Here is an 11032-nt window from a genome sequence, read left to right on the forward strand (position 1 = left end):
TGCGTCACGACGTGCATAATCGAAAGATTGTGGCGCTGTCAATTCGCTGCGTCGCGGCGTGATCATGCCGCGGCTGCAATGATACCGCGCTGTGTGGCGCATCGCATGGACTTTCGGCACCTGGCTGGCAGTGGCCGCTGGTTTTGCTGCCAGATCGGGCGAAAATTGCCGGTAGCGACCTCTTGCCCGGACAGGGTGCAGGTGTCACCGTTGGGTCATGACGGCAATGGTGACCCTCCCGCTTTGGCTATTTGTGCTGATCCTTCTGTTTGCGGTCATCACCTTTGCCTCGCATTTTCTGTTTCCTTCGGTCCGCTGGTTTCTGCGGCGACGGATGGAGCGAGTTGTGGCGCGGATAAACACAAGGCTTGAGCGCCCGATTCAGCCATTCAAATTGGCGCGGCGCACCGACATGATCCAGCGACTGTGCTATGATCCCGAGGTGGCGCAGGCGATTGTCGACCACGCCCGCGAAACCGGGGTGCGCGAGGATGTCGCCTTTGAACAGGCCAAAGCCTATGCCCGCGAGATCGTGCCGTCATTCTCGGCCACCGCCTATTTTGGAGTTGCGATCCGCGCGGCGCGGCTGCTGTCGAACGCGCTTTTCCGTGTGCGGCTGGGCCATCACGACGCCGAAGTTCTGAACGTGATTGATCGGGACGCCACGGTAGTCTTTGTGATGAATCACCGCTCGAACATGGATTATGTGTTGGTCACCTATCTGGCGGCTGATCGGTCGGCGCTGTCCTATGCGGTTGGCGAATGGGCGCGGGTCTGGCCGTTATCGTTCCTTATCAAGGCGATGGGCGCCTATTTTATCCGCCGCAAGTCGCGCAACGCGCTCTATCGCCGGGTTCTGGCGCGTTATGTGCAGATGGCGACGCGCGCTGGTGTGACCCAGGCGATGTTCCCCGAAGGCGGGCTGAGCCTGGACGGTGCGCTGGCGCCGCCGCGGATCGGGCTACTGAAATACATCACAAACGGCGTGGATCTGGTGGCGCGCGATGTGGTGTTTGTCCCCGTCGCATTGAACTACGACCGTGTGTTCGAAGATCGAATTCTTATTGCAGCGGGAGAAGCCGGGACGCGGCGATTCCGGGCGCGGATCTCGGTTGTGGCGGGATTCGCTCTCAAGCAGGTCTGGCTGTGGGTAACGGGGCGGTTTCACCGTTTCGGGTATGCGGCGGTCAGCTTTGGCGTACCGTTGTCCCTGCGCACCGAGCCACAATTGGTCACGGATCCCGATGGGCTGGCGCAAGAGATCATGCAGCGGATTGCAGTTGTGGTGCCGGTGCTGCCGGTGCCGCTGGTTGCTTATTTGTTGCTTGAGCGAGGGCCGCTTGATCGGGCGGGGCTAGAGCGTGCCTTTGGCGAGGCGCTCCGGCTTCAGAAAGGGGCACATGTTCATCTGGCACGTCACAATCGCCCCTATTCGGTCGAGGTTGGCTTGCGGGCATTGCTGGAACGCAAGATGATTGAAGAGGTCGGTGGCGGCTATGTCGCGGCACAAGGCCAAGAGGTGGCCTTGCGATTCTACGCCAATTCAATCCGGCATTTGTTCTGAGTATCTTGCATGTGCAGCATAATTTCTGCGACTGCTCGGTCATAAAGTTACAAAATTGCGTCGATCAATGTTGCAATGTTGCGCGGCGGCCGATATTTACCCAAAAACGGCGGCGATTCTGCATCGCGGCACAGTTGAAATGGCAACGGATCAAGGATGGAGGCCCCTATGGCTCTGGATGAACAACCCGGTATCGCCAGCTATGACGCACCTGAAAAGGAGCTGTACGAGATTGGTGAAATGCCCCCGATGGGGTTTGTACCCAAAAAGATGTACGCTTGGGCAATCCGCCGCGAACGGCATGGCGAACCCGATACGAGCTTTCAGGTTGAAGTGGTCGACACATGGGAGATCGACAGCCACGAGGTTCTGGTTCTGGTGATGGCAGCCGGCGTGAATTACAATGGTGTCTGGGCCGGGCTCGGCGTGCCGATCAGCCCCTTTGACGTTCACAAACAGCCCTATCACGTCGCCGGCTCTGACTGCTCGGGCATCGTCTGGAAGGTGGGTGACAAGGTCAAACGCTGGAAAGTCGGCGACGAGGTGGTAATCCATTGCAATCAGGACGATGGCGACGACGAGGAATGCAACGGCGGCGATCCGATGTTTTCTCCGACCCAGCGGATCTGGGGTTACGAGACGCATGACGGATCTTTTTCGCAATTCACTCGCGTGCAATCGCAGCAACTTATGCCGCGCCCCAAGCATCTGACGTGGGAAGAAAGCGCCTGCTACACCCTGACGCTGGCGACCGCCTATCGGATGCTGTTCGGTCACGAGCCGCACGAGCTGAAGCCCGGTCAGAACGTACTGGTCTGGGGGGCATCGGGCGGTCTGGGGTCGTATGCGATCCAGCTGGCCAATACGGCAGGCGCCAACGCAATCGGCGTGATCTCGGACGAGAGCAAGCGCCAGTTTGTGATGGATCAGGGTGCCAAAGGCGTGATCAATCGCAAGGAATTCAACTGCTGGGGCCAGATGCCCACGGTCAACACGCCAGAATATAACGACTGGCTGAAAGAGGCCCGCAAGTTCGGCAAGGCGATCTGGGACATTCTCGGAAAGGGCGTCAGCGTCGACATGGTGTTCGAACACCCGGGCGAAGCGACATTCCCGGTCTCCACCCTTGTGGTCAAAAAGGGCGGCATGGTGGTGATCTGTGCCGGAACCAGCGGGTTCAACTGCACCTTTGACGTGCGTTACATGTGGATGCACCAGAAGCGTTTGCAAGGCTCGCACTTTGCCAACCTCAAGCAGGCATCGTCGGCCAACAAGCTGATGATCGAGCGTCGGCTGGACCCCTGTATGTCCGAGGTCTTTGCCTGGGATCAGATCCCGCAAGCGCACATGATGATGCTGCGCAACGAACACAAGCCCGGCAACATGTCGGTCCTTGTGCAGGCCCCAACCACCGGCCTGCGTACATTAGAGGACGCGTTGGAAGCCCGCAAAGGCTGAACTCGACGCCTGATCTCTGACGGACCTTGCGCCCGCCATCCCGCGAATCCTGCCGCGGGTGGCGGGCGTTTCTGTGTCTCGAAGGCGCCTATAAACGATTTCAATCGCTTCTTTTGAGGCAACTCACTATTTCTGGGGAGTTGAAAGTCGCGAATATGGTTCGATATCCTGTCGTGCTATCCTGAATTTAACAATTCGTTAACCAATGTGAATGAGGGTGCCCATGGGACATGACTGGATTATCGACGTACTCGCCGACCTGAAAACGTTTGCGCGCACCAACGGGATGGGCGCACTTGCCGACCATCTGGATGATACCCAGCTGGTCGCCCAGGTTGAGATTGCGTCGCAGGCCAAAAGGATGACAAGTGGCTTACGCGGCGACGATGCTTTTGCTGGACGACATTCTGCAGCAGTTAGACTGCGCTGAGACGTTAACCGGATTGCAGGAGGCGTCCGAGGCGCTCTGTGAGTTTTATAAGATCAACCATCTGGTCTATCACTGGGTGAACGGCAACGGGGATCAATACGGGTGCGGCACCTATGCGCCTGAATGGGTGCAGCACTATCTGGACCGGGGCTATCTGCGCATAGATCCGGTCATATTGGGCTGCAATCAGCGGTTTCACCCCGTCGACTGGAAGCGATTGGATTGGTCTAGCAAAGCCGCTCGGGCGTTTCAGAAAGACGCCATTGCCTTTGGAGTTGGAAATCAGGGGTTTTCGATCCCGATCCGCGGCCCCAACGGCCAGTTTGCCTTATTCACAGTGAACCATAGTTGCAGCGACGACGAATGGAACGACTTTACTGAAACCCACCGTAAGGATCTGATCCTTTTGGCGCATTATTTCAACAAAAAGGCGCTGGAGTTGGAGCCAGGGCGCAAGCCCGAGGCGGCACAGTCACTGTCGCCCCGAGAGGTCGAGGCAATGACCCTGCTTGCCGTGGGGTATAGTCGGGCGCAGGTCGCTAATACGTTGTCGATTTCGGAAAACACGCTCCGGGTCTATATCGAAAGCGCCCGACACAAGCTGGGCGCACTAAACACAACGCATGCCGTGGCGCGGGCGATGTCGCGCGGAATCATCGTTGTGTAATCTTGGTTAGCGATTTGCAGTCATCACCGTACGGTGGCGCAGAGAGCGATTAACCTTTGAAGCCGAGCCTTCCCTTCAGAAACCGAAGGGAGCCTCACCATGATCCGTTATCTTTACGCCGACCAGCTTTGCCAGTTCCCGCTGTTGCGCGACAGCATGTTCCGGGACCGTGCCGATCAGTTTCGCACCCGTCTGGGATGGGAGGTGCAGGTCGACGCCGATGGGTATGAAAGTGACGAATACGACAAACTGAACCCGCTCTATGTGATTTGGGAACAGCCTGACGGGCGTCACGGCGGGTCGATGCGGCTGCTGCCGACAGTGGGGCGTACCATGGTGAACGACTATTTTGGTCATCTCACCGATGGCGTGCGCATTGAAAGCCCGGTGATTTGGGAATGCACCCGCTTTTGTCTGGCACGTGAAACGGCGCCGGGGGCGGCTGCGGCATTGATGCTGGCAGGCGGAGAGGTGATGCGTGGCTTCGGAGTCGAACATTACGTTGGGGTCTTTGACGCGCGGATGGTGCGGATCTACCGAATGATCGGCGCCTCTCCCGAGGTGTTGGGTACGCAGGGGACCGGGCGGGATGCGATTAGTGTCGGGCTGTGGCATTTCTCGGATGACGCACAGGCGCGGGTTGCGGCCAGTGCGGGGATCGCTCCGTCGCAGTCGCGCCACTGGTTCGAACTGGCCTTTGGCGCAAAATCCGAACAGGCCGCGACCCAGGCTGCTTGAGGCTGGCGCAGCCATGGGCAGACCTGTAGGGTCCGCCCATGACGCTGCCCACACTCATATTTTCCGATGATCAGGCCGAAGCCTACGACCGCGTGGCCGAGATGTTGCGCGGTGCGGGGATCGACCTGTCCGATGGCCTTGTCCTGCCTGCCCAAGCGGGCAAGCCAAGGCTGATGGCACTGGTGGGAAAGGCTGGATCGGGCAAGACACTGCTGCTGGCCGAGTTGTATAAGGCGCTTGAGGCGGCGGGGGTTGAAATCGTTTCGGGGGATTACGAAAGCAAGCGTCGGCGTGACAAGCGCACGCTGGCGATTCTGGCCCCCACCAACAAGGCGGCGAGCGTGCTGCGCATGCGCGGTGTACCTGCGACGACGATTCATCGCATCCTCTACACCCCCGTTTATGATCCGGAATATGAACGCATCGCCGAATGGCTGACCGGTCAGGGCGAAAAACCCGAGATCGAGGCGTTGTCTGAAACGGCGCTGGATCGCGCCTTTGCCTCGTATCAGGGGCACAAATCGGTTCCGGCGGCGCTGGCGGCGGCGGGTTTGCGCGGGTCGGATTTCATCACAGGCTGGAAACGCCGCGAGGATCCGCTGGATCTGGGCTTTGTCGATGAATCGTCGATGCTGGACGAACGGCAGTTCGACGATCTGCAAGAGATTTTTCCAAACCTGCTGCTGTTTGGCGATCCGGCCCAGCTGGCCCCGGTCAATCAGTCGGGCGGTATGGTGTTCGACACCCTCAAACCCGAACAAAAGATGGAGCTGCACCGCGTCCATCGTCAAGATGCTGACAATCCGATTCTTGATCTGGCGCATGCACTTGCTGATCCCGCGCTTGAGTTTTCCGATTTCGAGAAGATGATCGAAGACACTGCGCGGCGCGACGAACGCGTGGTTTGGGGCCAGCGGGTCGAGGTTGACCTGATGGCGCGCTCGCCAGTTCTGGTTTGGCGCAACAACACACGTATCCGGCTGATCAACGCATTTCGCGCGGTACATGACGCACCGGATACCGAATTGCTGGCAGGCGAGCCGCTGATTTGCGACGGGATTGAACTGCCGCTCAAGCATCGCAAAAAGCGGCTGGACCTTGAGGCACGTGGTCTGATCAAGGGCGCGCAGGTGATTTACCTTGGGCCGGGGCGCAAGCCGGGATTTTCACGGTTGCACGTGATGGGGGCCGAAGATCCGCAAGTGTCCGCAGCGTCAATCGTCAAGATCGAAAAACCGGACGAGGAAGAGCCGTTCATTCCCTTTGCTGCCCGCATGGGGGCGACATTCCTGCACGGTGCAGCCGTGACAATCCACAAGGCGCAGGGGTCACAATGGGACACGGTGCAGGTCTTTGCGCCCGACCTGTTTGTCGCTGCGCGCATGGGCCGAGTCGAGGCGGGTCAACCGCTGTGGAAGCGACTGGCGTATGTGGCGATCACCCGCGCGCAAGAGCGGCTGATCTGGGTGGTGCGCAACCGGCTGTCAAAACCTTCGGGGCCGCTGGTGGTCGACGACTTGCGCAGCGCATCAGCCGCACCGCTGATGCTTGAAGCCGAAGAAATCGGCTAAGCCGGAATCGGCGCGGGCCTGTTTCAGACCGTGAACATCAGTGCGTCGCAGGTTCTGGACCGAAGTATCGCGGTGAAGCTGTGCCGCGGTTTTCAATTCTTGGCCGGACGTTTCGGGGATTGGGTATTGCGTCAGCAGGGCCGCCTTGGGCAGTGTGTCCGGACATATGCCGCAAAAGCGAGGGAGGGCTGGATGCAAGGCTTGATGATGAACCAACCGCTGTCGATCATTGAGATCCTGCGGTACGCAAGTTCGGCGCATCCAGGCGCGGGGATCGTGTCCGTTCGCACCGAAGGCGACATTCACCGCGAAACCTACTTCGAGGCGTATCAACGCGCGGCTCGACTGGCGCATGGCATGGCTGCGCTGGGGATCAACGGGGGTGACCGCGTTGCGACACTGGCCTGGAACGGCTACCGGCATTTTGAGCTATATTACGCGCTCTCCGGAATGGGGGCGATCTGCCACACCATCAACCCGCGCCTGTCTGCCGAACAGATGCTGTACATTCTGGGCCATGCTCAGGACCGCATTTTGTGTTTCGATACCACCTTTGCGCCAATGATTGAGGCGATGAAAGACCAGCTTCCCAAAGGTTTGCGGCTGGTGGCGATGACAGATCGGGCACATATGCCCGAAACGTCCCTGGACCTGCTGTGTTACGAGGTTCTGCTGGACGGTCAGCCCGACAGCTATGATTGGCCCACGCTGCCAGAGGAGACGGCGGCGGCATTATGCTATACCTCTGGGACGACAGGTCATCCCAAGGGCGCGCTGTATTCCCATCGATCGACCGTGCTGCACGCCATGACCGTCGCGATTACCCTGAGCAAAAGCCTGACCGAGGGCGGGCGTATTCTGCCGGTGGTGCCGCTGTTTCACGTCAACGCCTGGGGCCTGCCCTATGCTGCGCCTTTGACCGGCGCGTCGCTGGTGATGCCAGGGCCCAAGCTAGACGGGGCATCGCTATTTGATCTGATGGAGGCCGAGGGCGTGACATCCGCCTGGGGGGTGCCAACCGTCTGGATGGGGCTGCGGGCCGAGATTGACAAACGTGGTCGCAACCCGGACGGGTTCGCGCAGGTGGTTGTTGGTGGATCCGCGGCACCGCGCAGCATGATCGAAGGGTTCGAGAATACAGGCGTATCGGTTTGCCACGCATGGGGCATGACCGAAATGTCACCTGTGGGGACACATGGCCTGCTATCTGAACCCATGCGTGAGCTGCCGCGCGACGAACAGATGCGGCTCAAGGCGTTGCAGGGGCGACGGCTGTTCGGGGTCGAGCTGAAGATCGTCGATGAGCAGGGCAATCGCCTGCCGCATGATGGCAAGGCAGCGGGCGAGCTTTTTGTGCGCGGCAACACCATTGTGTCGGGCTATTTCAACAACCCCGAGGCCAGTGAAACGGCGCTGGACGCCGAGGGCTGGTTTGGCACCGGCGATGTGGCGACGATCAACCCGCTGGGATTTCTCAGCATTCAGGACCGCTCAAAGGATCTGATCAAGTCGGGCGGCGAATGGATCAGTTCGATCGACCTCGAAAACCTTGTTATGGCCTGTCCAAAGGTGGCCAATTGCGCGGTGATCGCTGTCAAGCATCCAAAATGGGACGAACGGCCACTTTTGGTTGTCGTGCCAAAGGGGGAGGAGCTGCCGACACTGAGTGAGATACACGACCTTATGTTGCAGTCGGTTGCAAAATGGCAACTACCTGATGCGGTCGAATTTGTCGAAGACCTGCCGCTGACAGCCACCGGCAAAGTGTCAAAGATGACGCTGCGTCAAAAGTTTGTCGGATATAAGTTGCCGGATGTCTGCTGACCTCCTGCGGGTGCTCCCGCCCGGGTATTCGCGTTGGTACGAGATGGATCAGGCGCGGATCGCTGCCTTTGCCGATGTGACTGAGGATTGGCAGTTCATCCATCTGGACGAGGATCGAGCCGCCCAGACGGCGTTTGGCGGCACAATTGCGCACGGTTTTCTGACGCTGTCGCTGCTGTCGGCGATGTCCTATGAGGTGGTGCCAGAGCTGCGGGGGATGCGTGCCAGCGTCAACTACGGCTTTGACAGGGTCCGCTTTGTGTCACCGGTGCGGGCGGGTTGCCGGGTCCGGGGCCGGTTTGCCGTCGCGTCAGTGGATGAGGGGCCGGGCCGGCTGACCGTGCATTGGGATGTCACGCTCGAGATTGAGGATGCCGAGAAGCCGGCGCTGGTGGCATCCTGGATCACCCGATTCGAGATGGAGGAATGACGACACTTTGTTTGCTGGAGTGATAGCGCTGCGCTGGTTCTGCCGCCCCAAGGCGAATAATCGCGCGACATGACTTTAGGTGGAAATTGTATCACCTAGGTTATCGGCACGACAATGTGACGCCGCAAAGCAGGTCGGTTGGAGGCGCATGGACCCCTGACAAGGTATTGCGTCCAGGTGCATTTGTGACAAGGTGCGCGAAAATCGGGATAAAGGTGGCAGAGGCATGAGTGAATTGGATCCGGCATTTGATGAGCCGCCTTACGCCTTTCCGACGCATATCGGGATGCGGATGACGGGCTGGAAGCAGAGCTGGGCAAGGTTCGAAATGCCGTTGCAGCCGTTTCACATGAACCGTCACGACAATCCGCATGGCGGCGTTCACGCGTCGCTGCTGGACACGGTGATGGGATATGCAGGATGCTGGACCGGGGACCCCGAGGTGCGGCAGATGGCGCTCACGCTGTCGCTGAATGTGATGTACCTGTCGCGGCCCAAGGGCACTTTGCTGATCGGGGAAGGCCGCCAGACCGGCGGTGGTCGCAGCACCTTTTTTGCTGAGGCACAGGTTTCTGACAACACGGGCGAGTTGATTGCCACGGGCACCGGGGTGTTCCGGTATCGCAAGTCGGGCTGACGCTGGGGTCCGTGGCCTGGGTTGGGTTTTTGCGTATTTAGAAAGAGAAGAAGCGAGGTATCAGCCCCCAGACTGAACCGCTGCGCGGATGGCGTTGATGTTGTTGCCGTAGGGCGCGGGATTCTCGACCGAGCCGCCTTTGAATACTGCTGAGCCTGCGACCAGTACATCGGCGCCAGCGGCAGCGACGAGTGGCGCTGTTGTCGGGTCAACGCCGCCGTCGATTTCTATATGGATGCCGCGATCTTTGATCATCTCACGCAGCGCGCGGATTTTGGCCGTCATATTGATGAATTTTTGTCCGCCAAAGCCGGGGTTCACCGTCATCACGCAGACCAGGTCGATCATGTCGAGCAATGGTTCCACCGCTGACGCCGGAGTGCCAGGATTGAGCGCCACGCCCGCCTTGACGCCTGCCGCGCGGATCGCCTGAAGCGTGCGGTGAATATGGGGGCCAGACTCAATATGGGCGGTGAGGATGTCGGCCCCGGCGGCGGCGAAGGCGTCGATATAGGGATCAACCGGCGCGATCATCAGGTGGACGTCCATCACCGTTTTGATGTGCGGTCGAATGGCGGCGCAGGTGGCGGGGCCAAAGCTGATGTTGGGCACGAAATGACCGTCCATCACATCCACATGAATCCAGTCCGCGCCCTCTGCCTCGACAGCGCGGATCTCGGCTCCGAAGTTGGCGAAATCGGCGGCGAGGATTGAGGGGGCGATTTTGAGCGAACGGTCGAATGTCATGACAACTCTCCTGCGATGTGGGCCAGGTATCAGTATCCGGCACTGCGGTCCACAAGATGCAACAGCGGTTCGCCTGCTTCGCTCCTGCGGATGTTGTCGGCGATGACGCGCGAGGCCGAGGGGGGCCGCGTTTCCGAAGCGATGTGGGGCGTGACGGTGACGCGCGGATGGCCCCAGTATGGATCGTCATTCGGCAGAGGTTCGGTGCGGAACACGTCCAGAGTGGCATGAGCGATCTGGCCGCTGTCGAGCGCCGCGAGCAGAGCGGCATCGTCGATCAGCGGGCCGCGACCGGGGTTGATCACAAATGCGCCGGGGGCCATCAGCGCCAGGCGCTCGGCGTTCAGGATATTCGCGGTCCCCGGCGTGGCGGGCAGCAGCAGGACCACGATCTGTGCGCCGGTCAGCGCCTCGGTCAAGCCATTGTCGCCAGACATGCTGGTGATGCCGGGCAGTGGGTGGCCGGAGCGGCTCCAGCCGGTGACGGGAAAGCCGAGTGTGGTCAGTATGCGGGCACAGGCCTGCCCCAGCGCGCCAAAGCCCAGAATCGTCACGGGGCGATCGGTGGCCAGAGGGGGCGCGCTGTTGTTCCAGACCCGGTCGGGGTTCACGATGTGGCTGTCCATCCCCAGATGGTGGCGCATCACATGGCCGGTGACCCATTCGACCATGCCTTGGGTCAGCCCCTGATCATCAACCATGCGGGTCAGCGGCACGGTGAGGGTTTTGTTGCCGACCACGTCCTCGACTCCGGCCCAGAGGTTCAGAACGGCTTTGAGCCGTGTGTAGGGCGTGAAATCTTGCACGCTGCCATTTGGGGCGTAGACGATGTAATCGACTTCGGATGGCGCAAATTCGGTGCGCAGGTCATAGTCGAGCCCGGTGTCGTCCAGCGCAATGCGCAAGGGAGTTTCGTATTGCGGCCAGCGGTTTGGCTGCGCGGCGAAAAGCACGTTGACGGTCATG

Annotated in this window: 11 protein-coding genes; 9 read left to right on the top strand and 2 right to left on the bottom strand. The window is 59.9% G+C overall.

What is annotated here, in order from left to right; genetic code table 11:
• The first annotated feature begins 217 nt into the window (after nt 1-217).
• The 9 genes from IMCC21224_RS04330 to IMCC21224_RS04370 all read left to right on the top strand — a co-directional run bounded on the left by IMCC21224_RS04330 (nt 218) and on the right by IMCC21224_RS04370 (nt 9319).
• Nucleotides 218-1564: a 1-acyl-sn-glycerol-3-phosphate acyltransferase gene (locus IMCC21224_RS04330; RefSeq protein WP_047994299.1), complete on the top strand. Its 1347-nt coding sequence runs from the start codon at nt 218-220 to the stop codon at nt 1562-1564.
• Nucleotides 1565-1732: 168 nt separating this feature from the next.
• The gene (ccrA, locus tag IMCC21224_RS04335) at nt 1733-3022 is read left to right on the top strand and encodes a crotonyl-CoA carboxylase/reductase (RefSeq protein ID WP_047994300.1); all 1290 of its coding nucleotides are present in this window, start codon (nt 1733-1735) and stop codon (nt 3020-3022) included.
• A 223-nt stretch (nt 3023-3245) separates the two neighbouring features.
• Nucleotides 3246-3452, top strand: coding sequence for a hypothetical protein (locus tag IMCC21224_RS04340; RefSeq protein ID WP_047994301.1), 207 nt, complete (start codon nt 3246-3248; stop codon nt 3450-3452).
• The gene (locus IMCC21224_RS04345; RefSeq protein ID WP_047994302.1) at nt 3409-4119 is read left to right on the top strand and encodes a LuxR family transcriptional regulator; all 711 of its coding nucleotides are present in this window, start codon (nt 3409-3411) and stop codon (nt 4117-4119) included. Before IMCC21224_RS04340 ends, IMCC21224_RS04345 begins: the two co-directional genes overlap by 44 nt.
• A 99-nt stretch (nt 4120-4218) precedes the next feature.
• Nucleotides 4219-4857 carry an acyl-homoserine-lactone synthase gene (locus IMCC21224_RS04350; protein ID WP_047994303.1) on the top strand — a complete coding sequence of 213 codons (639 nt, stop codon included), beginning with the start codon at nt 4219-4221 and terminating at the stop codon, nt 4855-4857.
• Between the two features lie 38 nt (nt 4858-4895).
• Nucleotides 4896-6428, top strand: a complete 1533-nt coding sequence (locus IMCC21224_RS04355; RefSeq protein WP_047994304.1) for an ATP-dependent RecD-like DNA helicase — start codon at nt 4896-4898, stop codon at nt 6426-6428.
• A gap of 192 nt (nt 6429-6620) precedes the next feature.
• The gene (locus IMCC21224_RS04360; RefSeq protein WP_047994305.1) at nt 6621-8252 is read left to right on the top strand and encodes a long-chain-fatty-acid--CoA ligase; all 1632 of its coding nucleotides are present in this window, start codon (nt 6621-6623) and stop codon (nt 8250-8252) included.
• Nucleotides 8242-8682 carry a MaoC family dehydratase gene (locus IMCC21224_RS04365; RefSeq protein ID WP_047994306.1) on the top strand — a complete coding sequence of 147 codons (441 nt, stop codon included), beginning with the start codon at nt 8242-8244 and terminating at the stop codon, nt 8680-8682. The genes IMCC21224_RS04360 and IMCC21224_RS04365 overlap by 11 nt, the downstream gene beginning before the upstream one ends.
• A 226-nt stretch (nt 8683-8908) precedes the next feature.
• Nucleotides 8909-9319 carry a PaaI family thioesterase gene (locus IMCC21224_RS04370; RefSeq protein WP_047994307.1) on the top strand — a complete coding sequence of 137 codons (411 nt, stop codon included), beginning with the start codon at nt 8909-8911 and terminating at the stop codon, nt 9317-9319.
• Nucleotides 9320-9379: 60 nt separating this feature from the next.
• On the opposite strand, the gene rpe is transcribed toward IMCC21224_RS04370, so the two are convergent.
• Nucleotides 9380-10066 (bottom strand): ribulose-phosphate 3-epimerase, encoded by a 687-nt coding sequence (gene rpe, locus IMCC21224_RS04375; protein ID WP_047994308.1) that lies wholly within the window; start codon nt 10064-10066, stop codon nt 9380-9382.
• A 29-nt stretch (nt 10067-10095) separates the two neighbouring features.
• A complete protein-coding gene (locus tag IMCC21224_RS04380) occupies nt 10096-11031 on the bottom strand; it encodes a glyoxylate/hydroxypyruvate reductase A (protein ID WP_047994309.1) in 936 nt (311 codons plus the stop codon).
• Nucleotide 11032 lies beyond the last annotated feature (1 nt).

Source organism: Puniceibacterium sp. IMCC21224 (assembly GCF_001038505.1).
Taxonomy (GTDB): domain Bacteria; phylum Pseudomonadota; class Alphaproteobacteria; order Rhodobacterales; family Rhodobacteraceae; genus Puniceibacterium.